The organism is Pontibacter pudoricolor, from assembly GCF_010092985.1.
GTDB classification, from domain to species: domain Bacteria; phylum Bacteroidota; class Bacteroidia; order Cytophagales; family Hymenobacteraceae; genus Pontibacter; species Pontibacter pudoricolor.
Window position 1 is genome coordinate 605,795 of the sequence record NZ_CP048106.1, and the last position, 24,641, is coordinate 630,435.

Here is a 24,641-nt window from a genome sequence, read left to right on the forward strand (position 1 = left end):
ACTGCTATACTTTAATTTACTACGAGCACTAAACAACACCTGATGAGGCTATCGGTAGAGAAAAGCAGGTAAAGAATTGGAGCAGGAGTAAGAAAGAAGCTCTTGTAAGAAAATATAATCCGCTTTTTAAATCCCTTAATAACCCGGTGGAGGAATAAGGTAAATACAGTCCCCTTTTGAACAGGACAAGGGGTGGCAAAAAGCAACTATAATCTATAGCTCCCAACTATAACTAAAGTAAAAACTATCCCCTTCAGGATAAGTGCGAACTAGAGTCCGGAACTTGTAAGCTACGCACAACGGGGTTTTGAAACAACAACTATAGAGCGATAGCTTCTTAACTATAGCTACAACACTAATTGTCCTTTTGAATGGGCTACAAGGGTGTAAAAGCGGCAACTATAGAACGATACATGAAACAGTAAAAGTAGCCTAAAGCTCCTTCCCCTGTTTTTAGGGGAAGGGGTAAAACGCCAACTATAGCAACAGCTGAAAAGCTCCCGCTTTCGCCTACCGGGAAGTGATTTTGAAGGTAGTAAGCGCAGCGCTGAGGGGCAGGCGTGGTGGTCTAAAGTTGCTGTAAAATTATAACCAATTCTGTGGCCTAAACAGGTAGTATATCTTAGGGGATATAAATAAAATACAGATACATTATGGCTCTGAAAGCAACATTGCACAACTCCTGCCGTTAAAGTTTAAATGAAAGTGCGGACCGAATGGCATTTGTCGTAAAAGGAAGCATGAACTATTTCTTACTAAATACTAATTACTATGAAAAAACTTAATTGGGCATTCCTGATCCTTTTTTCTTTTGCGTTTGTTGCCTGCGATGACGATGATGATGAAGTAACGCTGGACACAACTGATCCTGTAATCACGATCACTTCCCCTACTACCGGTTCTACAGTTACGGCTGGCGGTGTAATTAACCTGGAAGGTAATGTCACTGATAACGAGGGACTGGAAGAAATTACGATCAGTATTACAGACCCAAGTGGTGTAAATACCGAGCTTACTGATATGACTATCAGAGACTTCCTGAACGACGATAGAAATGCAGATTTTGACCTTGACATTAACGTAGATGCTAACGCAGCTCCTGGCGACTGGACTGTTATTGTAACAGCTCTGGACGATGCCGGAAACGAAGCATCTAAGTCTGTAATGGTTACCTTGAGTGAATAAGCACGAGTGCTTAAAACACAGGTAGTAAAAAGGCCTTGCAATGAGCAAGGCCTTTTTAATTAAGCATTCTCTACCTCTCTACCTCTCTACCTCTCTACCTCTCTAACTTTCTACCTCTCTAACTTTCTACCTCTCTAACTTTCTACCTCTCTAACTCTCTAACTCTCTAACTTTCTAACTTTCTAACTCCCTAACTTACCTAAACCCACCACACATTCTTAAGCTTCACCTGCACCGCATCGCCCGCTTTTAACCCCTCCCGGTTCGTTCTCACCAGCAGCGTTACTTCCTCAACCTGTACATCCAGCTCATAAAAGCTGCCAAAGTACTGTGCCGCAGTAACTATACCCGGCACACCTCCCGACGCAGCTAAGGTGACACTTTCAGGGCGGATGAGCAGATCTTTCCCTTTCCTTTTATTGCTGGTGCCTTCAGCGAATAGTTCTGATTTGCTGGCAGGTATGACGTTATATTTCCCGAAGAGCGAGGCAGTGTACTCATCTACCGGCTGTTTATAGATCTGTTGCGGATCGCCCTGTTGTATCAGTTTGCCATCCTGTATAACCAGTATCTCATCGGCCCAGGAAAGTGTATCGTACGGGTCGTGAGAGATGAGGATTAAGGTAATTCCAAGTTCATCACTGATGTCATGAATAACAGATTTCAGGATGCTTTTATGTCCCATGTCGAGGTTTGAGAAAGGCTCATCGAGAAGGAGCAGGCTGGGCCAGGAACTGAGCAGAAGGGCAAGGGCGATGCGCTGTCTTTCGCCACCGGAAAGCTGGTTGGTTCTTCGTTTTGCCAGATGACTGATGCGGCATACCTCGTACAGTGTCCGTGCTTCTTCGGCTGACAAGGAATTGGAATAGCTGAGTACCTGCTCTACACGCAAAAATTGGGGCAGCTCGAACTGCTGCGACAGGTAAGCGATGCCAGGGTGGCCGGGCACCAGCTTATCATGCGGTCCGATCACCTTTTTACCCTCGAACATGACCTGTCCGGCACTTGGCTGTACAAGGCCGGCTATAGTTTGCAGCAGCGTGCTTTTACCCGAGCCGGTTTCACCTGAAATGGCGATCTTCCGGTGCTCCTCCATACTGAAGTTAATGTCTTCTAATATAACGATGCCTTCTTCTACCACACTAATTCCGGAAACATCTAAAAAGGCCATGGGCTGCAGGGTTTGTATATGCTAAACTTGAATGTCAAAAGTACTTTAAAGCGGCAAACAATCCCAGCGCTATAGTTGCAACAGCGTATAAAGCTGCAGGTAAACTATAGCCTGTATGCGTGAACCTATAGTTAGCCCCGGGCGCTAAAACAGAAAAGCCGCTCCTGTATGGAGAGGCCTGTCTTTTATATCTCAGTAACTATAAAATTTAGCTTGGTGGTTATCTGCAAAAAAGCCAGATCGGGCCGGGAGGTAATAAAATAACAAAAGGTACAGGTAAACACAACAACTGATTATGCTTACCGATACCTTTGGTTTTAGTGGATGGTGTGGCTCAATATAAGACTCCAGTTTAGGGAAGCCTGCATTTAGCACAATACCATATCACTTATATGAGTTTTACTTTGACAGCATTCAGGCCTTTCAAACCTTTCTCTACTTCAAAAGAAACTTTATCGCCTTCCTTTATCGCACTGGCAAGGCCGTTCTGGTGCACAAAAATGCTTTCCTGGGTTTCGTGGTCTCTTATAAAACCGTAGCCTTTAGAAGTATTAAACATGGTAATTGTTCCTTTCCTGATCAGGTCAGCCGGGTCAGCCTCTGCCTGTCTCGAAACTCCAATCTGGATGTCTTCCTGCTTAATTACCTTCTTTTTCTTGGTCGGATCCGGCGGCGTTTCTGTAATGTTGCCATTTTCGTCCACATAAGCCATCATCTCATCCAGGTCCTTGCCTTTGTTAGAGTTGGCCTTACGATCCTCTTTCTTTGCTTCTTTGTCCTGTCTCTTTCTTAACTTCTTTTTTTCTTTTTCTTTTTACTAAAAGTTTCCTGTGATCTACCCATATTTTGATTATTGATTTCTGTTATTCTGTTCCTGTGATCGTTGGCGCTAACCCGGCTGATTACTTAGCCAGGAAATTGGTGCCATTGCGTATCCACTTCTCGAAGAAGTTATTGTCGCTGAACTCGCCTGTTACCAGTTCATAGTCAGCTTCATCTTTGTTTGTACGGGAATCCATGAAGCCTGGTAACGAATCCTGGTTATTTGGTATCCAATCCTGACCTTTTTTAAGGGCTACACATATGTACTCGCGCGTGGTGGTGTCAACTAAGTATTTTCTGTTCATGATAATGGGGGGTTAAGTTGGATAACAATGAAGCAGCCAGGGCCGCGAAAAGAGGGAAGTGCCGTGGCACTTAAGTAACAATAAAAAAGCCTTACTAAACGTAAGGCTTTTTATAATAAGGTATTAAGCCAGCCTACGCTAACTTTACATTGACTGCGTTCAGTCCTCTCTTGCCTTCCTGTAGATCAAAAGTAACCTTGTCGTTCTCTCTGATTTCGTTTACTAAACCAGTTACGTGTACAAAGTACTCCTGATTTGAATTTTCTTCTTTGATGAAACCAAAACCTTTAGTGTCGTTGAAGAATTTTACTGTTCCGTTATTCATGTTGTGATTTGATTTATTATATACCTACTACAAGATTAGTGGCATATACGTTCATTATTTCTTACAATATACAATAAAAAGTTTACAATAAACTAATATCTTATATAAATAGGTGAATAATGCCACTAAAAATAAGAATATTTGTAAAAAGGCTGATTTATTTTCGTTGTAATTGGCCTTTACACGGGTAAATACAAATTTTTGCCCCTCTGGCATGCACCCTGAAATAATGATATTAAGGTATGCAAAACTGATCGGCTCTTCGGAAAATGCTGGTTTTTTTGTAAACTTATAGAAGTATTACCTTCTGCAAACTATAGTAGTCCCGGTCAACGCAAACTATAGTTCCTGTTTAGTATAATTGTAAAACGTAAACTATAAACCTATTACTATGAAGAAGTATCCTGTACTGTTGGGAGCCCTGTCATTGGCTGCGCTGCTCTCGTTTACCCCGGCAACAAAAAATGTTGCGGATAAACCTGCCGTAACTGCCGTAGCAGCAGCAAACCTGAAAGTGAATACCCAGGCAAGCACCATGAAGTGGAATGCCAAGAAAGTGGGAGGGGAGCATTACGGAAAGATAAACCTGGCAGATGGCGCACTTCAGGTGAACGGCAACAAACTGGCAGGCGGTAATTTTACAATAGACATGCGCTCTATAGTTGTAGAGGATATTACAAGGGCCGAATCGAACAAGAAACTGACCGACCACCTGAAGTCCGATGACTTTTTCTCGGTTGAAAATCACCCGACGGCTACGTTTACCATTACAAAGGTTGGTCGCCTGACCAAAGCAAAAGCAGGAGAGCCGAACTATAACGTAACAGGTAACTTAACTATAAAAGGCATTACGAACCAGATCACGTTTCCGGCAACAGTAAAAGTTACTGGCAAATCGGTGGAGGCAACAGCCCTGATAGAAGTAGACCGCACCAAATACGACATCAAATACAGATCGGGTATGATGGGGACGGCTGCTGATAAGATCATTTACGATAACTTTACCATTGACCTGAAACTGGTAGCGGATGCAGGTGTAAATACTGCCGAAAGCAAATAACTAAACTCCTAAATAAAAAAGCCTCTCAACTATAAACTGAGAGGCTTTTTTATGCTTAAACTATAGATTATTTTTTAGGAGAGATTTTCCAAAGCTCTCCGTTCTTCTCGTCGGTAACTATATACAGTGAACCGTCCGGGCCCTGGCGCACATCCCGGATGCGCTGGTTACGGTCGCCAAGCAAATGCTCTTCTCCGGTAACACGGTCATTCTCCAGTTGCAATCGTACCAGTACTTTATCTTTTAGGCCACCTACAAACAAATTGCCCTGCCATTGCGGGAAAGCGCTGCCGGAATAAAACTGCGCGCCCGATGGAGCAATTACAGGGTCCCAGTAATACACAGGATCTACAAAGCCCTGCTTGGTCGTTACGGCATTTGGTATGGGTTTACCTGAGTACTCTTCGCCGAACGTAACAAGTGGCCAGCCATAGTTCTTTCCTTTTTCTATCAGGTTTACTTCGTCGCCGCCGTTAGGTCCGTGCTCCACAATCCATAGTCTTCCCTGGTCATCAAATGCCGCCGCCTGCACATTGCGGTGCCCAACTGTCCAGATCTCAGGCAGTGCGCCCTTCTGGTTTATAAACGGATTGTCGGGAGCAGGTTTGCCATCGGTTGTAATGCGAAGCAGCTTGCCCATGTGGCTGCCCATCTGCTGCGCCTGCGGTCTTATTTCCAGGTCAGAGCGTTCGCCTAAGGTTACATACAGCATGCCATCAGGCCCAAAAGCTAAACGGGAACCAAAATGCTTGTCTCCGTTGTACACCGGTTTTGCCTGAAAAATAACCTTTACCTGGGATAAGCTTTTATTGTCGGCTGAGAGAACGCCTTTTGCCACACTGGTAGCGTTGCCGTTTCCGCGTGGCTCCGAAAAGCTCCAGTATATAGTCCGGTCCGTTGCGAAATTCGGACTAAGTGCTACATCCAGCAAACCACCCTGGCCACGTGCATCAACCTTAGGTACGCCGGTTAGTGGTTGGCCCAGTTGGCCGGCTGCCGTTACAATTCTCATTCTTCCCGGCTTTTCAGTTACCAACAGGTCGCCGTTCGGAAGTGGCTCTACCGCCCACGGATTTTCCAGGTTCTTTGCCAGTACCGTCACATCAAAAGTTGCATCGGATGTTATGGCCCTGGCCCGGTTCTGTTCCGGAAAAGTTGGTTGCTGTTCCGGTACGTTAGCTACCCTGGTTTCGAGTGGCTTGCCGGTTGCCCGGGTAGTTGCTGTATCTGGTTCAGGTGTTTCAGTAGAGTCGGTGGTAGTGGTTTGTGTGCCCTCTTCGGGAGTAGTAGTGCGTTGGTTGCAGCCTGTTCCGGCAAGAGCCAGAACTATAGTTGCCGCTACTGAAAGTGTCAGTCTTTTCATAGTATATGTCGCTTTAGTTTTCGTCCGGGCCGGGCCGATAATCTATCGGTATTATTATTTAACGTGCTGAAAATTATTTTACTACATAACATGCTATAAAGTTTATGTCTCCGCAACCCCCGCACTAAGTGCTACTATATGCAAGTAAGGTATTTACCTGACCGACATGCTTCTTAACCTGTAAAAGCAACTGTAACTATAGCGCGGAGCACCAACTATAGTTTGCTGTTTTTTCCGGGGATGCGTATAGGCAAAATGATTATAAATGAGCAACTTGAATATTATAAACTAAACCGGACATCGATATGAAGATTATTTTAGCTACTCTCTTATTTTCGTTAGCTGGCTTTTGTGCCGTTGGGCAATCAGCCACTCCATCTGCGGAGAAACAGATAAAAGCTGCGGTGCTGGCCGCACCTGCCGATAAACGTGCCGGTGCTGCTGTGTATGGTTATAACCAGAAAGGTGAAATGGTACTGCTGCGAAAAGGGACGAATGAAATGGTTTGCCTGTCCGATGACCCGAAGCTGAAAGGTTTTTCGGTATCGTGCTACCACAAAGACCTGGACCCTTTTATGGCGCGTGGGCGCGAACTGAAAAAGCAGGGAAAGGCGCAACAGGAAATATTTGATATGCGGGAGGCAGAAGCTAAAAGCGGTAAACTCAACATGCCAAAGCAGCCAACCTCCCTTTTCGTTTACACGGCTGCCGACGAAGACGTGAACCCGACAACAGGAGAAGTAAAAAATGGCTACCTGCGCTACGTAGTGTACATCCCTTATGCCACAGCCGAAAGTACCGGACTGCCGCTTAAACCCGAAGCCCCGGGCATGCCCTGGATCATGTTTCCCGGCTCGCACAGCGCCCACATTATGATCACACCTCCGCCTCCGGCAAAAGACAAACAATAACTATTTACAGGTTGCAAAAGCTATCCATAAGCTCTGTTACTTTCAGTTAAGTAGCAGGGCTTTTTGTTTGATACAGAACATGTTTAGGGTTATAGTTTATGAAGTAAAGAACGAGCAATTGTTGTTGTTATCACCGGCAATTCTACTATCGGGTTTGCTTGCCGGAGAAAACACAGCAAGGGAATAAACTAACGTCAGATAAACCACTAAACAGCTTGGGAGTTAAATCATCAAAATATAGTTTACTGAAGCTTTAGTCCCTGTCTGCTGTAACTATAAAATGGGCTGACTGAGTACATTCCAGCTCTTAAGTTTATGCCTTACAGGTGATTATACTTATTTATAGGTTAAGGATTTAAAGTGTATTTATTAAATATAATATTTCCTATATTTAGAGTATCGTTTACTTAACTTTGTAAAAAAAACATGGCTACATTTAATGGTACTGAAGGTTCGACTATAGAACTGGAGCAGGCAGTTGCCTGGACAGCGAATTACAGAAAAGAAGCTATAACAGAACCAAACGGAATTGTAACAAAAGCACATTTCTATGGCCGCGACATTCTGCAAAAGCTACTGGACCAGGAAGGTTGCATGGGCATAAGAATGTACTATGCCCGCGACGAAAAAGGACAAAAGCAGCTGGTGCTGGTTGGCGCTGATGCCGAAGGGAATGATATGGAAGGCATCGTAGTAGATAATGGTAAAGTTTGTCCACCGGATTGCGATACACAAGGTAATCTGAACGGTTAATGGAGTTTTTTTTAAGGCAGATTTATCCCGGGCTGATCGAGGTGGGTACATCGTGGGTACTTGTGCCGTTTATTGCCGGGCTTTTTTTGATCCGTAAACCCCATAAAGGTAAACTGTTCTGGTTGCTGTTTTTGTTAGTAGTAGCTGCTGTACTGTCGGAAGGAATAGGGCAGTTGGTGGTTTACCTGGGTACAAAAAATAATATCTGGCTCGTGCATGTGTATACCTTATTCGAGTTCCTGATCATAGCTGCCATTTTTTACTATAGTTTCAGAAGGCCGGTCTTCAGGAAGGGCATCATACTGGCTGCTATAGTTTTTATAAGCATTTGTTTGATAGATGCTTTTGTACTGGAAGGTATAACACAGATGAACTCGCTTACAAAAGTTTCGGGTAATGCGATGCTGATGCTAATGTCCATTCTGTACTTTTATAAAGTTGCCAACGACCTTACCGTTACCTACCTCGACCAGGATCCGATTTTTTTACTAAGCTGTAGCCTCCTGATCTTAAAGGCGGGTACTACCATGTCGTATGCCATGTTTAACCAGGCCCTGGCCGCCTCTTATGATGCTGCCCGTATTTGCATTGCCATTATACTGGTTCTGAATATACTTTATTATACTGCTTTAATATTTATCCTGAGAAGGGCTACGACATGATAGAGATACTGAAGCCAGTGATTTTTATTACGCCGGTGCTGCTGGTGCTTGCCATTGGTATTATCCTGTTCGTTTTTAAATACCAGCGGCGCATGCTGCAGCACCAGGAACATTTGCGCCAGCTGCAGGAAGCCAAACAGCGCCAGTTACTGGATGCTACTATACAAGCACAGGAAGAGGAGCGCCGTCGGGTTGCCCGCGACCTGCACGATGAAGTGGGAGCAATGCTCGCGTTGGTAAAATTAAATGTACATCAGCTTACAGCACAGGCAGAGAATAAAGAAGCGGGACAGCAGGTTAAAAAAATGCTGGATGAAGTAATGGGCAGCGTAAGGCAGATCTCCCATAACCTGATGCCGGTCGTGCTTGATAAAATGGGCTTGCCTCAGGCCCTGGAAGCCATGCGACGTTCCATTCCAGCTGCATCAGGGGTAGAAATGAAACTGCACTGTAACCAACCTGAAAAACGGATAGAACCTAAAACAGAGTTGTTCCTGTACCGCGCTGTACAGGAGCTTCTGAATAATACATTCAAGCATGCGCAGGCTTCCGAGGTGCGGGTAGATCTTCAGTTCTCTGACAAAGACCTGCAGCTTACTTACCAGGATAACGGGAACGGATTTGATTACGAGCGCCTCACGAATCAGCAAGATACCAGCGGAGGACTTGGTTTGATGAACCTGCAGGCCCGCCTGGAATTGCTGAACGGGAGGTTCGATTTTTTCTCAGCACTAAATTCCGGTACAAAGGCTACTATTTCTGTTCCGATTTCGTAAATTAGTGAAATGATTAAATGTTAACGTATGGATTTTCAGCCACTTACACTTGCCATTGCCGATGACCACACACTTTTCAGGAAGGGCGTGCTGGAAATACTGAAAGCCTACAATGAAATAACCGTTGTTGCCGATGCCAATAACGGCGCAGAACTGATTGAAAAGATCGAAGCTGCCCCGGAGTTACCCCACGTAGTACTACTGGACCTGGAAATGCCGGAAATGGATGGAATTGCTACTGCACGCTATATTTTAAGCAAGTACCCGGCCGTTAAAATTCTGATCGTATCGATGTATGGAGAAGAATCTCTGGTTGAAAAGTTGCTGAACGAAGGCGTACACGGTTACCTGCTGAAGAGTGCCGAGCCAGACGAACTGCGAGATGCCCTGCAATACCTGATACAAGACAAAAAGTATTTCTACAACACATTAAAGATAGACCTGTAGTTAGTATAAAGTATAAGCAAAAGCCACAGCCGTAACGGTGTGGCTTTTCTATTTTATTACCCGCGGGCTTCTCTTATATGCCCGTTATGACCACACTATACAACCTGTAATCTCCGCACAAACACCTTTAAAACCTTTCCGGAGTGACTCCAAGTATAACAGGTATATTTTCAGTCCTTTTGGCAACTGTAACCCCCAAACCATGTGGTTTACCAGATCAGTAGAAGATGCACTTCAGGAATTTAAGGTTGATCCTGCAAAGGGACTATCAGAGGCAGAAGCACAGGCCAGGCTGGTAAAATACGGGCGCAATAAACTGGAAGGCCGGAAGAAGAAAAGCGTTTTGCAGCTTTTTGTGCAGCAACTCAACGACTGGCTGATCTTTGTGCTTTTTGCAGCTGTGCTTATCACCCTTTTTATGGGCGAGTACATCGATGCTGTTATCATTCTTATCGTTATTATTCTGAACGCAGTGCTTGGCGTAGTGCAGGAAGTAAAGGCAGGAAACGCTATTGAAGCACTTCAGAAAATAGCCTCGCCTAAAGCACTTGTGCGCCGCGAGGGTATCGTAAAAGAGATCGATTCGGAGGAGGTTGTACCCGGCGATATATTGGTACTGGAAACCGGCAGGTACATTGCCGCAGACCTGCGACTGATCGAAACTATAAACCTGCAGGTAGAGGAATCTGCGCTTACCGGCGAGTCGGTGCCAAGCAGTAAGCACGCGAAACAGGTTTGCACAGATGAGCAGACACCGCTCGGCGACAGAGCCAATTCTGCCTTTATGTCTACGTTGGTTACGTATGGCCGTGGGGTGGGCCTGGCAGTAGGTACCGGCATGCAGACAGAAGTGGGCAAGATCGCAGACATCCTCCAGACCGGAGAAGCTAAAACACCCCTGGAAATCAGGCTGGATGAGCTGGGCAAAACAATTGCGAAACTGGCCATAGGCATTTGCGTGCTGATATTTGGTGTAGCCATGCTGCAGGGCCGCGACCTGGCTGAAATGTTTTTGCTTTCGGTGTCGCTGGCGGTTGCATCCATTCCCGAAGGGCTTGCGGCTATAGTTGCTATTGTGCTCTCTATTGGCGTAACCAACATGTCGCGCCACAACGCTATTATCCGGCGCCTGCCCGCCGTCGAAACACTGGGTTCTGTAAACATCATTTGCTCCGATAAAACAGGTACGCTCACCCAGAATAAGATGACGGTGCAGAAATACTTTACCCTGGAGGGTGAAGTAACTATAGACAGGCAAAACCAGGCCAACCCTACCGAAACCGGCCACTTGCTGGCAAAAGCCATGATCCTTTGCTCTGATGCTACTTACCACCAGGGGGAAGGAACCGGCGACCCAACCGAAATTGCTTTGCTCGTTTTAGGAGATGACTTGGGAATAGACCGCAATGCCTTACATAAACATAACAAACGGGTAGGAGAGTACGCCTTCGACTCCGACCGGAAACTGATGTCGACGCTGGTGGAGGGAGTTGGCAACTATACCGTTTACACCAAAGGCGCTATTGATAACCTGCTGAAGATTGCCACGCATGTACTGGAAAATAATTTTGCGGTAACACTGACCGAGGCGCATAAAAAGCAGTTTGTAGAAGCTACTGAGCGCATGTCGGATAAGGCGCTGCGAACGTTGGGTGTTGCCTATAAACCGGTAGCTACTGTAGTGCCTGCCGAAGAGATGGAGAAAGAGCTGGTGCTTATCGGTCTGGTTGGCATGATCGACCCGCCGCGGTTAGAGGTAAAAACATCCGTAGAAAAAGCAAAGCAGGCCGGCATAACATCGGTCATGATCACCGGCGACCATAAAACCACCGCCTTTGCCATTGCCCACGAGCTTGGCATTGCCGATACCATAGACCAAGCGATTACAGGTCAGGAACTGGAGGAACTTACCCAGGAAGAACTGGATAGCCATGTGAACAATTACCGCGTTTTTGCGCGTGTTTCGCCCGAGCACAAGGTACAGATCGTGCGCGCCCTGAAAGACCACGGAAACATAGTGTCGATGACCGGCGATGGCGTAAACGATGCGCCCTCGCTTAACACGGCAGATATTGGCGTGGCAATGGGTATAACCGGAACCGACGTGGCAAAAGGCGCTTCCGACATGATCCTGACCGATGATAATTTTGCAACTATAGTTACGGCCATAGAGCAGGGGCGCAACATCTATAACAACATCAAAAAGGCCGTTATTTTTCTGCTTACCTGCAACCTGGGCGAGGTAGTGGCCATGGTCGTTACTTTACTGATCGGGTGGGAAGCGCCGCTTATTGCTACACAGTTGCTCTGGATTAACCTGATGACAGACTCGTTGCCGGCAGTAGCACTGGGCATGGACCCCGGCGACCCGGATGTGATGAAGGAAAAGCCAAGAGACCCAAAGGAAAGTTTTTTTGCCGGTGGTGCCGGTGGCAGAGCAGTGTTTGGCGGAATCCTGATCGGGGCGTTAACCATCTTTGCCTTCTGGTACGGGTATTATGAAAACGGCTATAGTCCTTTTGATAAAGACGTGCCGGCAGCAACACTGCAGAACGCCCGCACCATGGCTTTCCTGACGCTGGTGGCCTGCCAGCTGTATTACGCGCTTGCCCTGCGCAGCCCGATCAAGTCTATTTTCCAGGTGGGTATTTTCACTAACCTGTATTTGATCGGGGCCATTGCACTGGGACTGATCCTGCAGTTACTACTCGTTAGTATTCCTTTCACACAAAAGGCTTTCAGAATCAGTATGCCCGACCGGAATGGCTGGATAGCAGTTGTACTGCTGGGACTTGTTCCCCTGCTGGTGAATGAACTATACAAACTTATACTACGGGCAAGGCAGAAGGTGTAGCGGAAACAGGGGAGACTATAGCCTGTACATACATTTCCTTTAATTGGCAAAATAGCCGGAAGCGTGCGCTTGAAGTTTGGAAAGGAAAATAAACAATAGCGGGGTTTGGACGTTTAGTTAAAAGCTGGGGCTGCTATTTCTGTAGATCTGATTTTGGCCGCAACTGCATCCGAAAAGCACAAGCCCACAGTCAATCTGAACTATAGAAAACTAACTTAATGCGTATGGCAACCGGAGCATCAATTGATAACCTGCTTAACACAAAACAAAAGAAGCTGTCCTTTTTCCAGAACCTGATACTGGTGGCAACCGCCGACAGATTTGTAGACAGCATGGAAAGCGATTTCCTGGTGATGATCGGTGATCAGCTGGGCTTAACCGAGCAAGATACCACTCCGATTGCAGATAACCTGGCCAAGCTTTCGTTTATAGTGCCCGAAGATGGACTGCAGAAAACAGTGGAGCTACAGACGTTGGTGATGATGGTGCTGCAGGATGGCAAAGTAGACGACAAAGAATATCAACTGTGCCTGGATTATACACGCCGCATTGGCTACAGCAAAGAGATGCTTGATGAGCTGATCGCAGACTTAGGTAAAAAGCAGGGCAATAAATAGTTCGGCTATAGTTTAAACTTAGCACAGGTGGGTAATGGGGCTCAGCATTTTTTCCGGAAACTCTGTTTCGTGCCTTGTACCGGTATGATCTAAGGCTTTTAGGGTAAGCGCCGCGCAGGCATGTGCATCGGAAGCGGCCCTGTGGTGCAGAAAATGAATACGATGCATGTTGCAGAGCGTTTTTAAGTCGTAAGCGGTAAGACCTTTCCAGATACTGCGCGAGAACTTGAGGCTGCAGGCAAAACGGGCCTGTGGTAGCGGAAGGTTATAGGTAGCCAATGTTTTACGCAGCACACTGAAGTCGAAACTGGCATTGTGGGCAATAAGCAGCTGTCCTTCCATGTAGGGTTTAATAACCGGCCATAGTTGCTCAAAGGTAGGCTGGTTTGCTACATCCGATGGGCGGATACCATGCACGGCAACATTAAAATGGTTGAAATTCGGGTAATACAGCGGTTTTATCAGCCACGATTTTGTCTCTACAATTTTTCTGTCCCGAACTATAGTTAACCCGATCTCGCAGGGGCTGTCGCGTTGCGGTGTGGCAGTTTCAAAATCCAGGGTAACAAAATCCATAGGTAACAAAATCCATAGGTAACAAATCAGGCTAAACTGCTGCAAAGATAACCAAACTATAGTTTTACCAGCCATTTTATAGTGGAACTATAGTTTGTCTGCTGATCTGTCGGTTGTGTAACTATCGCTATATCAGAGCTATAGTTACAATATGAGGGTGTAGATGCAGCAGCTTTTTTTAAGCCTGTTTCGTACGAGGTTATATACATCAACCTAACCCATCGCCTTTATGACATTCTACTCAACAAGTAAAGAACACCTGTTATTTGATGCTGCCCGAAACGGAGATGTGGCGTACCTGAAACAGTGTATAGCCGACGGCGACGACCTGAGCATTACCAATGGCAGGGGATTTACCCCTCTGATCATAGCCAGTTACGATGAGCAACGGGAAGCAACGCGTTTGCTCCTGGAAGCCGGCGCCGATCCTAATGCGCAGGACAGCGGTGGTAACACAGCGTTAATGGGCGTGAGTTTTAAAGGCTATCCCGTGATTGCGCAGCTACTGATAGCGCACGGCGCAGACCTGAACCTGCAGAATGGCAACGGTGGCACAGCCCTGATGTTTGCAACGTTGTTTGGCCGTAATGCTCTGGTTAAGTTATTGGTAGAAGCCGGAGCCGATAAAACCATACGGGATGTTCGCGGACTAACGGCCCTTGATCTGGCTTACCAGCAGGGCAACGAAGAAGCTATTCCGTTGCTGCAGGAAAATGCAGCGGTAAACGATACAGGAGAAGGTTAAATTTATAATTGTGAAAATGGAAATATTACTGTCTTTATCATTAATTCTGGGTATTCTGATGTACCTGCTTTACAGGTTAAACGGTGGACAAAAACCGCCCAGGAACTTCTACGATCATCACTGGCTGTAAAAACTGGAGCCCCAGCGCCATAACTGTAAACTATAGTTTCAGCTATAAGCTTTTATTTGTTCAGTATGATCAGGTCAGCAGAAGCGCGGTTCAATGCAATCGGGATGTTGTTAAGCACTGCTGTGCGAATCAGTGTCTGAATGTCGTGTTCGTGGCCGTGGGGTGTTTCGGCATCAATAAAAAAGATGACCTTGTCTATCTCACCCTGCAGAATCCGGGCTGCCAGCAGAATATCCCCTCCGCTCGGGCCATGGCCGAAAGGTTCAATGTTCAGGTCCAGCCGGTCGTTTATCAGTTTGGCCGTATTGGTAGTCCCGATCAGGCTGTAACCCCGCAACGTTTCCTGGTTTTCTTCTACCCAGCTCAGCAGATCGGCTTTGCGATTATTATGGGCAATCAGAGCTATCGTTTTCATATTGTGTTAGTTGTGTGACGTTTAAAGTTGCTTTCGCAAACGCATGGTTAAGTATAGGTGATGTACTGCAGAAAAGAAAATGAACCATAAACTAAATCTTACTTTTTACCCCGATACTAACTTTTAAAGATTGCGTAACAGCAGCTGCGTGTATCTCGTATTGCCGAACGCAATAGCATACCAAATTTATGATTTCATATATATTTCAGGATTGGGAAACGAACAAAGGGAACCTGAAGGGAAGACTGGTAATGGTTCTTTTCCGGTTAGCCCGCCCTGCATCCATCAACAAGTTTTTCAGGATTATCTGGCTGCCTTACCTTATATTTTACAAGCTACTCGTGGAGTGGTTTATGTGCATTGAGTTACCGCACTGGACAAAAGTAGGGAAGGGGCTTTATATTGGCCACGGACACGCGCTGGTGGTAAACGGCTGCAGCATTATCGGCGAAAACTGCTTTATCAGGCACTCCACCACATTAGGTAATGTCCGCCTGGAGGATGGTTCGTATACAGGTTCCCCCATACTCGGCAATAATGTGGAGCTGGGTAGTAATGTGTGTATCATCGGGGAAGTACGGATCGGGAATAATGTAAAGATTGGCGCCGGCTCCGTGGTGGTGAAAGACATCCCGGATAACAGCGTGGCAGTCGGCAACCCGGCCCGTGTCATTAAAACACTTAATCCCGTTTCAGCTCCGGTCATAACGTACGAACCAGAAGTGTTGGTGTAAATACTGAACTTGTTTATAGTTTCTGAAATAGAAAACGAGCCATTGCTGGTGTTATCACCAGCAATGGCTCGTTACACAAGCTTGTGAAAACACACAGCAAGGGCGTAAACTATAGTCAGTTAAAACATTAAACAGCTTCACCATAAGCTTAAACGAATAAAAGAAGCCGCTCCAGTAAAAGAGCGGCTTCTTTTATATCTGTATTGCCGGATGCAAGTAATAACAACTTTGTAGTTTTTTAATGATTAGGGGCCAGATACATGCCATTCAGGTAAAGTAGCTGGCCTTTTTATTCCCTTTTCTCCCTATACTCAGCATTGGGTTATAGTCTTTAAACTGGTTGTCCTTACAGCCCGATAGTGCTATTGCCTTATCTGTTCCTGATTCTGGAATACTTTCCTATGGTGTTTGAAATCGAACTTTCTTAAATTTGATTTTGTAGCAGAGGAAGATTTTTAGTAGGGCGGCCTTTCGGCTTGTCCGGTTAACTTGAGTTTGGAGAGCAGGTATGGTTACAGATTTCACATGTTTACGCAGGAGTTTATTTCAGAGTACAGCAAAATATTTAGTGCTACTTACCTCTCCGCTTTTGCTGAGTTGTGAAAAAGATGAAACATCTGCCGAAATCCCTTTTTTTGAACCGGAGCCAGTCAGCAACCTGGTAGTTCCGGCCATAACCGAAGCCTCGGGCATAGCAGACAGTAAAACGAACCCCGGTTATTTATGGGTGCACGAAGATGGCGGAAATCCGGCGCAACTTCATTTACTGGAACACAATGGACAATCGGCTACGACTGTTGCTATAGTTGGTGCTGTAAACCGCGACTGGGAAGATATGGCTCTTTCGGGTAACGATCTTTACCTGGCCGACATTGGGGACAACAACGAAGTATACGCCAACTATACGATCTATAAATTCCAGGAGCCGGCTGCGGGAGTTACTAAAGTTACCAGCTACGAAACTATAAAATTCCGTTACGCCGATGGTTCACACGATGCCGAAGCCATGCTGCGAGACCCGGAAAGCAAAGATATCTACCTGTTCACAAAAAGAGAGAGCCCTTCCCGTATTTATAAACTACATAACCCGAAAACTACAGGAGTAAATACTGCCGAACTGGTGGGTACTTTAAACTATAGCGGCGTGGTGAGCGCAACCATGTCTGCCGATGGCAAGGGAATTATAGTTAAAACATATTCCGGTTTGTGGTACTATACCCGCGCAGCCTCCGAAACTATAGAGCAGGCACTTCAGAAAAACTCTCTTGCGCTACCGTACAAGTTGGAGCCGCAGGGCGAGGCCGTTACGTTTTCGTATAAAAACAAGGGCTACTTTACGTTAAGCGAAAAGGGCTTCACAAATACACTCAACCTGTATTACTATAAAATGAAGTGATCGGTAGATTGTTTAGAAAAGAGAAAGGGCCGTTTTACAACTAGTAAGTCGGCCTTTTTATAGTTTGGTTTATTTCAAAGAGGATATTCCTGTCCTTAGGGTAGGCACAAAAAAAGAAAGGCTTCCCGTCTGGAAGCCTTTCTTAATGAATAAGTTTATAAAAACTTTTCAACTTTTAGCCACTTTCTTTTACGGGCCTGGGTCAGGCAAGGTTACACATGTGTTAAAAAAAACTTAAATTATTTTTTTAAGCGGCCTTCACCTAATTTTCTTACTAAACTCAGGCCTGAAAAAGCCGGTAAATTATCTTTATAGCTGAAACTATAGTTGTGACTGCACAAGTGGGCCGGAAAACAATTTTAAACCGAAAGCAGGATCGCACATTTGCCACTCCTGATTTGTTAACCTGGTATGGAATATTTTGTTGAAAAGAACTCTGTGGTGCGGCAGATCTGGGGCAAAGGCGATACGATACTTTTTATTTTTGCAGGTGCCTCTGCCGAGTTTGCGCTCAATAAGGCGGTAGACTGGCTCTACTTTACCGGCCGCCTTCCTGCAGATCCGTTGGGCAGGCTTTTCTCTACGGTGGAATATGCCCGTAAAATTGTTTTTTCGGAGAAGCAGGCTGCCTGGCGTGCTATTGATGCGATGGCTGCCATACATGCAGCTGTTGAAGCAAAGCGAGGCAGCAGCATTCCTGACTGGGCGTACCGCGATGTCCTGTTTATGCTGATCGACTATTCCATCCGCTCTTTTGAAGTGCTGGAACGTAAACTGGCAGAAACTGAGAAAGAAGAAGTGTTTGAGGTTTTTTACAGGGTTGGCTACCGCATGGGCGTAAAGGGCCTGCCCGACAACTATAAAGACTGGGTAATAATGCGGGAGGACCATCTGCAAAACAACCTGCAAAAGAGCCACTTCACCACAAACCTGTTCAGCCAGTACCGCAAACATCTGGGCATCGTCAGGTACCGGATCCTGCTGGAAGCCCAGGCACTTATAGTTCCGGGAAAGGTGCGTACCTTACTGGGGTTCAGGAAAACATCGTTGTTAAAGCCCTTGCTTGGCGTATACAAACTCAGCCGGTTTGTAAATGCCGATAAATTGCTGAAAGCGTTGATCATGCCTTCGGCTTACAAGTCAGAGATCAAAGCGTTGGATAGCGTAACTTCCACCTGACTATAGTTTACCCGACTGCCTGATTCTATTTTCGATATGGTTCTACTTCCTCTTTTCCCGCGTGTTAAGCTTAGCAATGCCTTCCGTAAAGAAGCTCCGAAGCTTATGCCCACTTATAAACTGACCTATACAGCCTCCTCCAAAACCGAAAAGCAAACAGACTATAGCAGCCCGGTTTGCTACGCGCATGTGCCCGGCCTGAGAGAGGGGTTTGAATCCTGACAAAACCATAACTGTCAAATATTCAGATTTTTATATGTAGTTTATTTCTTGTTTTTTCTTAGTTGTATGCAACCCTTTGGCGTGAAGGGGCATCTTATAGGCATTAACTAACTTATAAACTATGAAAATGAATTACCTGAAAGTGTGGCTAGGAAAGGGGCGACTTTTACTATTTGTTTTATCAGTATCTACGTTCAGCGCCTGCGAAGACACGAACTGTATTAAAGGTGAGGGCACTATTGAAACACGCGTCCTGAACCTGGAACCTTTTACTAGGATAGAAGCCAACGGCGACTTTAAAGTTTACCTGACCCAGGGACCAAATCAGAAAGTAGAAGTGAAAGGGGAGCCGAACATCCTGAGTCAGCTGGAAACAAGCATTAGCAACAACACCTGGAAAATCACTCACCGGGAGTGTGTAAGAAGAAGCGATGATGTAGAGGTTTACATCACCATACCGGAAGTAGAGTCGCTTTACCTGAACGGGTCGGGGCACATAGAAGGGCAAAACACAATAACAGCAACCGACCTGCCTGTAGCAGTGAACGGCTCCGGGAGAATCGTGCTGGATGTAATGGCTAACAAAATCATTACGCAGGTAACAGGCTCCGGAAAAGTTGTATTGCAGGGCGAGGCACCGGTCCAAACCATTGATATCTCCGGTTCAGGGCGTGCCGAAGCCTTTAACCTCAGCTCCGAAAACGTGAGGGTAAACATTTCTGGTTCGGGAACCGGCGAAGTAACTGCGTTGGATTTACTGGATGTAACCATCTCGGGTAGCGGAAACCTGTACTATAAAGGCAACCCAGCTATTTCTCAAAATATATCCGGCTCCGGCAAAGTCATCAAGAAATAACTGCTGGTAATTTTGATACTATAGTTGAAGTTAACAGGGAACAAGCTTCATACTAAACTATAGTTTTACAACTGTTCTGGTTCGATGACAGGCAACTTATACCACAATTGTGCTGATTGCGTAAACCGCGTGTAACCGAGACCGAGACATGATGAAACGAATCAGAATCCTGGCTATATGTAATGCACTCTTTTTCCTGCTGCACCTGGTGCCGGCACAGCTAACGCAGCTTAAACTACTGAGCGGCCAGACCATCGGCGATGTGTCAGATAAGTATTTTACGCTGTTTACACCTGCCGGCATAACGTTCGCGATCTGGGGTGTGATTTACCTGGCACTGGCCGCCTTTTGTGTATATCACCTGGTTAAAGCATTTAAAGAAGATGCCTCTCATGAAGCTAACCGGGCTATCTCGCGTATAGGCTACCTGTTCATGATCAACAGCCTGGCAACCGGCCTCTGGACAATTGCCTGGGTACATGAGTGGCTGCTGGTTTCGGTGGGGTTAATGCTGCTACAGTTGGTAACGCTTATCCTGATACAACTTACTGTTGGAATTTATAATCCGAAACGCTCTGCTGCCTCCAGGTGGTTTACGCAATTTCCGCTGAGTATCTATTTTGGCTGGATCTGTATTGCTACTGTGGCAAATATAAGTGCCACACTGGTTGGTTATAGTTGGCACGGCTTCGGCCTACCCCCCGAATTCTGGACTATGCTGATGATAGCGGTGGCTGCTGCTATAACTGTTTTTGTGGTGCTCACTCGCCGGAACGCATTTGTTGGGGTAGTTACCATCTGGGCTTTTTATGGTATCATCCTCAAGCATCAAGCCCTTAACTCAGCGTCGAGCCAGGATATAATAACAACAGCATGGCTTTGCCTTGCATTGGTAGTGCTGGCTGTACTGTTTATAGTTTACCGGAATATATCCCAAAGCAAAAAGGTTTTAAGCGCTGGGTGAGTATAGCTTTAGTTTAACAAGGGACTTAAAGATGCTCATGGCCTGATTTGGCGTAGGGTTACGCTTTTATCTCATCCTGAATAGCGCTTGTGGGCATGCTGCATCAGTTTTAAATCGTTTCTGCCAATAAGCCTCCTGGTTACATCTATAGTTTATAGTTTGAGAATAGCTAAAACGACTAAGACAGGTATAAATAAAAAGAGGCTCCCCGTCTGGGAGCCTCTTTTATATGATCAGTTTATAAAAAACTTTTCAACTTTTAGCCATCCTTTTATACGGCAGCATGTTTCGGAAGGTTATGGATTTTTAGAAAATAGTTAAAATATTTTCAGAATAGGCCCTGATTTAATAAATACGCTGTTTTTTTCTGATTTTATAGTTTAGTGTCACTATTAAGACCTGTTTCCGTATGAGTGCCAAAGTTTAATGACACGCTACATGCGTTTCCCAAAACAGAAGGTTACGCCCGGCACCCTTACTCATGAAATTCTTATATACAATCCTCTGGTTCCTTTTAGTTACAGCGCCTCTGCATGCAGAAGCAGTTGCTACTACCGGATCTGCAACTTTTTCAACAGTTAACACAGGAGCTGATCCGGCACCCGGCAGCCGTCAACTGGTACGGGAACACTTCAGAACTATAATTCGGAACGCTAAAACATCAGCCTATCCGGGCCTTATAGTTGAGAAAAAGGAGAAACCTTTTGTGCAGGAGCAGGAACGTAACCAACGGGCCCCACTCTGGAAACCGGCCGCGCAGGTTATCGGCATTAACCTGTTGTTTATGGGCTATAACCGCTATGTAGCAAAAGCAGATTATGGGTATGTAGATATCGATACCTGGAAACACAACCTTAGCTCCGAGCCGGAATGGGACACAGACGAATTCGGAATAAACTTTATCGGGCATCCTTACCAGGGTACGTTATACTTTAATGCGGCTCGATCGCAAGGCTATACTTACTGGCAATCGTTGCCGTTTGCGGTGGCAGGCAGCTTAACCTGGGAGTATTTTGGTGAGAATACGCTGCCATCTTATAACGACATGATCTACACGCCCCTGAACGGGGCCGCGCTCGGGGAAATCCTGCATCGCCTCAGTTCCAATATTCTTGATGACCGTACCAGGGGCAGAGAGCGGGCCATACGCGAGGTGGCGGCAGGAATCATAAACCCAGTTCGTGGTTTGAACAGGTTGGTACAGGGGCAAACCTTCCAGGTAACTGATGAAGACCTGTACGAAAATGAGCCGCTAAACCTGACGGTTTTTACCGGTCTCCACCGCCTGAACAAGGAAGAAAACGATGTGTTTGGGAAAGGCAAAAGCAACAGCATGCTTAGTTTGCAGCTGGACTATGGCAGGCCTTTTGAAATCATGAAGCGTCAGCCATTTGACTTTTTCAGGCTCAGGGCCGAGTTTAGTACAGGGAAAGCAGATACTATAGCCAGCCGCATAAATAACGTAACAGGCTATGGAATATTGGCCGGTCGTAACATGCAGTTGGGGCGGTTATCACTTTTAACAGGCGCTTTTCAGTATTATGATTACTGGAATACACGTAATTTTGAGCTGGGCGCATTAGGCTTTGGTGGAGGCATTTTCTCGATGCTTGAGTTTGGCAGCCGGGTAAATTTATTTACAAATGCGCACCTGGGCATCATTCCGCTGGCTGGTAACAGTACCCGATCTGCTCAGGATCTTGCTGGCTTCCGAAACTATACCTTTAATACTGGTCTGCAGGGCAAAATAGAAAGCACGCTCGCCTTAAGCGACCATGCAACTATAGCTTTTGTATATTATCATTTCTGGCTCAACACATTTGATGGTATCAAGGGAAACAACTCCATAGGTATCGTCAGGCCAAGGGCTACTGTTCGGCTTTACAAAAACCTGAGCCTGGGCTACGAGCACTTTGGCTATGCCACCAACAGGAGGCTGGAGGATTACCCGGATCAGAAGTCGGTAGTAACCGAGCAGAAAATATTTTTGCAGCTTTTCCTGGAAGCTCCCCAGCGGAGTGGAGGTTACCATTAACTATAGTTGCGATTAATTCACCCCTAACCCTCCTCGGTGCAGGGGTGTTTCATTCTATGAAAACGGGCTCAAACTTATAGTCATTCTGAAAGAAATTTGCTGGATGGGAGGTTAAGCCTTTGCTATTAACCCACAAGATCCCAGGATGACAAAAAAGGAGAATGAAACGACACTACACTACTCCTCGGAAGGGATAGGGGTAGGTTAAGATTTCCAGTACATTTTATAGATCGGGTTTCAACAAACTATAACAAGAACCTGTTTAGAGTTTTCGGGAAATCGATGCAAGATGCCCTTGCTGCGTGTTTTCACCAGCAAGTACTTGTTGGTAATAGTTGTTGGTGAAAACACCATCAACGGCAGGTCGTAATGCTATAGGAGGAAACTCTAAACAGCTTCCAGGGAAAAGAGTAGTCCAAACAATAGTTTAGCAGGCTGTTAAAGCAACTTTCTCAAAATTTCAATGTTCAGTTCCCGGAGAGTATGCATTCGTCACAAACATCCGGGCTTTTATCACATTTGTTGCTTTAACTCAAAGCTTTCCCTTATCATTGATCCATGAATGATCTGACAATGAAAAGCTTTATTGCTGAACCGCTGCAACGGAATAAGGTAGAGTTCTGGGCAGCCACCACCATCTTTGTTTTCGCACTGTTTTCGCTAATTACCGCTGATAGTCCGAACGAACATCATTTTTGGGAGGTTGGATACAACTTCCAATACTACGAGAATTATTTCTGGCCGCAGTTGGTACGGTATACCTTGCTATACCTGACCTTTCTGCTGCTTAATTTTAAAGTGATGCCTGCGTTTATTTCTAAACACAAGGTCTGGCTTTATGTATTCATAACCCTGCTTGCCTTTATAGCCCTGAGCCTGTTTGCCGGCATCCTCGATACTTACACCAAAGGCTATTTGTTTGAGGAGTTTGCTACGCAGGACGAGACCTACAGCCATATTTTCCAGAACAGTTTCAGGCATACCCTGTGGTTGTTTCTGATGTTCGGCTTCTATTCAGCTATCAAGTTCACGGGCTTATATTTGCTTTCTAATTCAACCGTTATACAATCTAAATACCGGATAGTAACCCGCGATGCCCTCACCGCATTTGTGTTCTGGATGGTGAGCGTATTTCTGTTACTGATCATGGATGTGGGCGAGGAAATTACGGTTGTTTGGGCTGTGTTCTCTCTAAGTGCCTTGCTGTTGTATTGCATCTCCTTCTACACACTAATACCGAAGTCCTTAAACACCAAAAAGCCGCTACGGTCTTATATTTTAAGAACGCTGTTGATACTAGCGCTGGCTTATCTGCCAATTGCGTTTATAATAATGATGGTGGTACACCACGAAGATGTTGCTTTTGGGGTGAGCTTCTTTAACATACTTTTTCAGCTGGCTGTAACAGTGCCTTTAACCTGGGTACTTTTTAAGCGGCATGCCAAAGGCAACGAGGAAGTATATGTTTTGAAAAAAGAGCTCGGCAGATCGAACGCCAACTTTGATTTTCTGAGATCACAGATAAACCCGCACTTCCTGTTTAATGCGCTGAACACACTTTACGGCACTGCCTTGCAGGAAAACAGCGAACGCACCGCTCAGGGTATACAGATGCTGGGCGACATGATGCGCTTTATGCTGCACGAAAACCACCAGCCAAGAATACTGCTTTCGCGCGAAGTAGAATATATGCGCAACTATATCGATCTGCAATTACTGCGTACTTCTGCGTCGCCGGATATTGTGATAGAAACCAGGATAGAGGATGTGCTGGCTGAGCGATACATTGCCCCAATGCTGCTCATTCCATTTGTGGAAAATGCATTTAAGCACGGCATCAGCCTGAAAGAGAAATCGTGGATAAGAATAAGCCTGCACACTGATCAGAGCAAGCTGTATTTCGACGTATATAACAGCAGGCACCCGAAGTCGGAGCAGGACCCGGAAAAAGATAAATCAGGTATCGGGCTGAGCAATGTGAAGCAGCGCCTTGATCTGCTTTACCCGGGCAAACAGGAACTGATCATCCGCGAAACACCGGAAGAGTTCTTTGTGCACCTCACGCTTGAGTTGTAACTATATGCAGTTAAAAAGTTAGAAGGTTAGGAAGTTAAAAAGTGTTGGAGATGTAGAGACGC

24 protein-coding genes and 1 pseudogene are annotated in these 24,641 nt (G+C 45.7%); 18 read left to right on the forward strand and 7 right to left on the reverse strand.

The features are described 5' to 3' along the window. The first annotated feature begins 771 nt into the window (after nt 1-771). Complete coding sequence (locus tag GSQ66_RS02585; RefSeq protein ID WP_162426029.1) at nt 772-1,185, forward strand: DUF4625 domain-containing protein; 414 nt, start codon at nt 772-774, stop codon at nt 1,183-1,185. A 199-nt stretch (nt 1,186-1,384) separates the two neighbouring features. Here the strand turns inward: GSQ66_RS02585 and GSQ66_RS02590 are convergent, their stop codons facing one another. The 4 genes and pseudogenes from GSQ66_RS02590 to GSQ66_RS02605 form a co-directional block, all read right to left on the reverse strand. Beyond that, nucleotides 1,385-2,356, reverse strand: coding sequence for an ABC transporter ATP-binding protein (locus GSQ66_RS02590; protein ID WP_162426030.1), 972 nt, complete (start codon nt 2,354-2,356; stop codon nt 1,385-1,387). Between the two features lie 388 nt (nt 2,357-2,744). Continuing rightward, a pseudogene (locus GSQ66_RS02595) lies at nt 2,745-3,199 on the reverse strand (cold-shock protein). A 59-nt stretch (nt 3,200-3,258) separates the two neighbouring features. Continuing rightward, entirely contained in the window at nt 3,259-3,483 is a 225-nt protein-coding gene (locus tag GSQ66_RS02600; RefSeq protein WP_162426031.1) for a hypothetical protein, read from the reverse strand. 133 nt (nt 3,484-3,616) lie between these two features. Then, nucleotides 3,617-3,808 carry a cold-shock protein gene (locus tag GSQ66_RS02605; protein WP_162426032.1) on the reverse strand — a complete coding sequence of 64 codons (192 nt, stop codon included), beginning with the start codon at nt 3,806-3,808 and terminating at the stop codon, nt 3,617-3,619. Between the two features lie 391 nt (nt 3,809-4,199). Between GSQ66_RS02605 and GSQ66_RS02610 the strand changes: the two genes are divergently transcribed. Beyond that, entirely contained in the window at nt 4,200-4,868 is a 669-nt protein-coding gene (locus GSQ66_RS02610) for a YceI family protein (protein WP_162426033.1), read from the forward strand. A 67-nt stretch (nt 4,869-4,935) separates the two neighbouring features. Here the strand turns inward: GSQ66_RS02610 and GSQ66_RS02615 are convergent, their stop codons facing one another. Then, nucleotides 4,936-6,231, reverse strand: coding sequence for a PQQ-dependent sugar dehydrogenase (locus GSQ66_RS02615; RefSeq protein ID WP_162426034.1), 1,296 nt, complete (start codon nt 6,229-6,231; stop codon nt 4,936-4,938). A 305-nt stretch (nt 6,232-6,536) separates the two neighbouring features. On the opposite strand from GSQ66_RS02615, the gene GSQ66_RS02620 reads away from it, so the two are divergent. From GSQ66_RS02620 to GSQ66_RS02650, 7 genes are all read left to right on the forward strand, one after another. After that, nucleotides 6,537-7,142 (forward strand): hypothetical protein, encoded by a 606-nt coding sequence (locus GSQ66_RS02620; protein WP_162426035.1) that lies wholly within the window; start codon nt 6,537-6,539, stop codon nt 7,140-7,142. A gap of 426 nt (nt 7,143-7,568) precedes the next feature. Then, a complete protein-coding gene (locus GSQ66_RS02625) occupies nt 7,569-7,895 on the forward strand; it encodes a hypothetical protein (protein WP_162426036.1) in 327 nt (108 codons plus the stop codon). Beyond that, nucleotides 7,895-8,557 (forward strand): hypothetical protein, encoded by a 663-nt coding sequence (locus GSQ66_RS02630; RefSeq protein WP_162426037.1) that lies wholly within the window; start codon nt 7,895-7,897, stop codon nt 8,555-8,557. The genes GSQ66_RS02625 and GSQ66_RS02630 overlap by 1 nt, the downstream gene beginning before the upstream one ends. After that, on the forward strand, nt 8,554-9,333 hold the full coding sequence (locus GSQ66_RS02635) for a sensor histidine kinase (RefSeq protein ID WP_162426038.1): 780 nt from the start codon (nt 8,554-8,556) through the stop codon (nt 9,331-9,333). Before GSQ66_RS02630 ends, GSQ66_RS02635 begins: the two co-directional genes overlap by 4 nt. A 27-nt stretch (nt 9,334-9,360) precedes the next feature. After that, nucleotides 9,361-9,780 carry a response regulator gene (locus GSQ66_RS02640; RefSeq protein WP_162426039.1) on the forward strand — a complete coding sequence of 140 codons (420 nt, stop codon included), beginning with the start codon at nt 9,361-9,363 and terminating at the stop codon, nt 9,778-9,780. 202 nt (nt 9,781-9,982) lie between these two features. Further along, the gene (locus GSQ66_RS02645) at nt 9,983-12,634 is read left to right on the forward strand and encodes a cation-translocating P-type ATPase (protein WP_162426040.1); all 2,652 of its coding nucleotides are present in this window, start codon (nt 9,983-9,985) and stop codon (nt 12,632-12,634) included. 224 nt (nt 12,635-12,858) lie between these two features. Then, nucleotides 12,859-13,251 carry a hypothetical protein gene (locus tag GSQ66_RS02650; protein ID WP_162426041.1) on the forward strand — a complete coding sequence of 131 codons (393 nt, stop codon included), beginning with the start codon at nt 12,859-12,861 and terminating at the stop codon, nt 13,249-13,251. 18 nt (nt 13,252-13,269) lie between these two features. On the opposite strand, the gene GSQ66_RS02655 is transcribed toward GSQ66_RS02650, so the two are convergent. Then, the gene (locus GSQ66_RS02655; protein ID WP_162426042.1) at nt 13,270-13,827 is read right to left on the reverse strand and encodes a 3'-5' exonuclease; all 558 of its coding nucleotides are present in this window, start codon (nt 13,825-13,827) and stop codon (nt 13,270-13,272) included. Between the two features lie 229 nt (nt 13,828-14,056). Between GSQ66_RS02655 and GSQ66_RS02660 the strand changes: the two genes are divergently transcribed. Beyond that, a complete protein-coding gene (locus GSQ66_RS02660; RefSeq protein ID WP_162426043.1) occupies nt 14,057-14,572 on the forward strand; it encodes an ankyrin repeat domain-containing protein in 516 nt (171 codons plus the stop codon). 182 nt (nt 14,573-14,754) lie between these two features. Here GSQ66_RS02660 and GSQ66_RS02665 read toward each other — a convergent pair whose 3' ends face one another. Next, a complete protein-coding gene (locus GSQ66_RS02665; protein ID WP_162426044.1) occupies nt 14,755-15,117 on the reverse strand; it encodes a methylglyoxal synthase in 363 nt (120 codons plus the stop codon). Between the two features lie 188 nt (nt 15,118-15,305). Between GSQ66_RS02665 and GSQ66_RS02670 the strand changes: the two genes are divergently transcribed. The 8 genes from GSQ66_RS02670 to GSQ66_RS02705 all read left to right on the forward strand — a co-directional run bounded on the left by GSQ66_RS02670 (nt 15,306) and on the right by GSQ66_RS02705 (nt 24,579). Further along, nucleotides 15,306-15,851, forward strand: a complete 546-nt coding sequence (locus GSQ66_RS02670) for a serine acetyltransferase (protein ID WP_162426045.1) — start codon at nt 15,306-15,308, stop codon at nt 15,849-15,851. A gap of 568 nt (nt 15,852-16,419) precedes the next feature. Next, nucleotides 16,420-17,247 (forward strand): hypothetical protein, encoded by an 828-nt coding sequence (locus GSQ66_RS02675; RefSeq protein WP_162426046.1) that lies wholly within the window; start codon nt 16,420-16,422, stop codon nt 17,245-17,247. Nucleotides 17,248-17,658: 411 nt separating this feature from the next. Further along, nucleotides 17,659-18,426: an oxygenase MpaB family protein gene (locus GSQ66_RS02680; RefSeq protein WP_162426047.1), complete on the forward strand. Its 768-nt coding sequence runs from the start codon at nt 17,659-17,661 to the stop codon at nt 18,424-18,426. A 36-nt stretch (nt 18,427-18,462) separates the two neighbouring features. Next, nucleotides 18,463-18,648: a hypothetical protein gene (locus GSQ66_RS02685; RefSeq protein WP_162426048.1), complete on the forward strand. Its 186-nt coding sequence runs from the start codon at nt 18,463-18,465 to the stop codon at nt 18,646-18,648. Between the two features lie 121 nt (nt 18,649-18,769). After that, a complete protein-coding gene (locus tag GSQ66_RS02690) occupies nt 18,770-19,504 on the forward strand; it encodes a head GIN domain-containing protein (protein ID WP_162426049.1) in 735 nt (244 codons plus the stop codon). A gap of 148 nt (nt 19,505-19,652) precedes the next feature. Next, nucleotides 19,653-20,468 carry a hypothetical protein gene (locus tag GSQ66_RS02695; RefSeq protein ID WP_238395786.1) on the forward strand — a complete coding sequence of 272 codons (816 nt, stop codon included), beginning with the start codon at nt 19,653-19,655 and terminating at the stop codon, nt 20,466-20,468. Nucleotides 20,469-20,949: 481 nt separating this feature from the next. After that, nucleotides 20,950-22,503, forward strand: coding sequence for a DUF3943 domain-containing protein (locus GSQ66_RS02700; RefSeq protein WP_162426050.1), 1,554 nt, complete (start codon nt 20,950-20,952; stop codon nt 22,501-22,503). A gap of 558 nt (nt 22,504-23,061) precedes the next feature. After that, nucleotides 23,062-24,579 carry a sensor histidine kinase gene (locus GSQ66_RS02705; protein WP_162426051.1) on the forward strand — a complete coding sequence of 506 codons (1,518 nt, stop codon included), beginning with the start codon at nt 23,062-23,064 and terminating at the stop codon, nt 24,577-24,579. The last annotated feature ends 62 nt before the right edge of the window (nt 24,580-24,641 follow it).

Excerpts from the sequence above, each read along its gene's own strand:
- GSQ66_RS02635 (WP_162426038.1), top strand. The coding sequence starts at position 8,554 with ATGATAGAGATACTGAAGCCAGTGATTTTTATTACGCCGGTGCTGCTG.
- GSQ66_RS02650 (WP_162426041.1), top strand. The coding sequence starts at position 12,859 with ATGGCAACCGGAGCATCAATTGATAACCTGCTTAACACAAAACAAAAG.
- GSQ66_RS02590 (WP_162426030.1), bottom strand. The coding sequence starts at position 2,356 with ATGGCCTTTTTAGATGTTTCCGGAATTAGTGTGGTAGAAGAAGGCATC.
- GSQ66_RS02600 (WP_162426031.1), bottom strand. The coding sequence starts at position 3,483 with ATGAACAGAAAATACTTAGTTGACACCACCACGCGCGAGTACATATGT.
- GSQ66_RS02615 (WP_162426034.1), bottom strand. The coding sequence starts at position 6,231 with ATGAAAAGACTGACACTTTCAGTAGCGGCAACTATAGTTCTGGCTCTT.
- GSQ66_RS02670 (WP_162426045.1), top strand. The coding sequence starts at position 15,306 with ATGATTTCATATATATTTCAGGATTGGGAAACGAACAAAGGGAACCTG.
- GSQ66_RS02620 (WP_162426035.1), top strand. The coding sequence starts at position 6,537 with ATGAAGATTATTTTAGCTACTCTCTTATTTTCGTTAGCTGGCTTTTGT.
- GSQ66_RS02700 (WP_162426050.1), top strand. The coding sequence starts at position 20,950 with ATGAAATTCTTATATACAATCCTCTGGTTCCTTTTAGTTACAGCGCCT.
- GSQ66_RS02605 (WP_162426032.1), bottom strand. The coding sequence starts at position 3,808 with ATGAATAACGGAACAGTAAAATTCTTCAACGACACTAAAGGTTTTGGT.
- GSQ66_RS02680 (WP_162426047.1), top strand. The coding sequence starts at position 17,659 with ATGGAATATTTTGTTGAAAAGAACTCTGTGGTGCGGCAGATCTGGGGC.
- GSQ66_RS02695 (WP_238395786.1), top strand. The coding sequence starts at position 19,653 with ATGATGAAACGAATCAGAATCCTGGCTATATGTAATGCACTCTTTTTC.
- GSQ66_RS02705 (WP_162426051.1), top strand. The coding sequence starts at position 23,062 with ATGAATGATCTGACAATGAAAAGCTTTATTGCTGAACCGCTGCAACGG.
- GSQ66_RS02585 (WP_162426029.1), top strand. The coding sequence starts at position 772 with ATGAAAAAACTTAATTGGGCATTCCTGATCCTTTTTTCTTTTGCGTTT.
- GSQ66_RS02660 (WP_162426043.1), top strand. The coding sequence starts at position 14,057 with ATGACATTCTACTCAACAAGTAAAGAACACCTGTTATTTGATGCTGCC.
- GSQ66_RS02630 (WP_162426037.1), top strand. The coding sequence starts at position 7,895 with ATGGAGTTTTTTTTAAGGCAGATTTATCCCGGGCTGATCGAGGTGGGT.
- GSQ66_RS02610 (WP_162426033.1), top strand. The coding sequence starts at position 4,200 with ATGAAGAAGTATCCTGTACTGTTGGGAGCCCTGTCATTGGCTGCGCTG.
- GSQ66_RS02665 (WP_162426044.1), bottom strand. The coding sequence starts at position 15,117 with ATGAAAACGATAGCTCTGATTGCCCATAATAATCGCAAAGCCGATCTG.
- GSQ66_RS02640 (WP_162426039.1), top strand. The coding sequence starts at position 9,361 with ATGGATTTTCAGCCACTTACACTTGCCATTGCCGATGACCACACACTT.
- GSQ66_RS02690 (WP_162426049.1), top strand. The coding sequence starts at position 18,770 with ATGAAAATGAATTACCTGAAAGTGTGGCTAGGAAAGGGGCGACTTTTA.
- GSQ66_RS02625 (WP_162426036.1), top strand. The coding sequence starts at position 7,569 with ATGGCTACATTTAATGGTACTGAAGGTTCGACTATAGAACTGGAGCAG.
- GSQ66_RS02645 (WP_162426040.1), top strand. The coding sequence starts at position 9,983 with ATGTGGTTTACCAGATCAGTAGAAGATGCACTTCAGGAATTTAAGGTT.
- GSQ66_RS02685 (WP_162426048.1), top strand. The coding sequence starts at position 18,463 with ATGGTTCTACTTCCTCTTTTCCCGCGTGTTAAGCTTAGCAATGCCTTC.
- GSQ66_RS02655 (WP_162426042.1), bottom strand. The coding sequence starts at position 13,827 with ATGGATTTTGTTACCCTGGATTTTGAAACTGCCACACCGCAACGCGAC.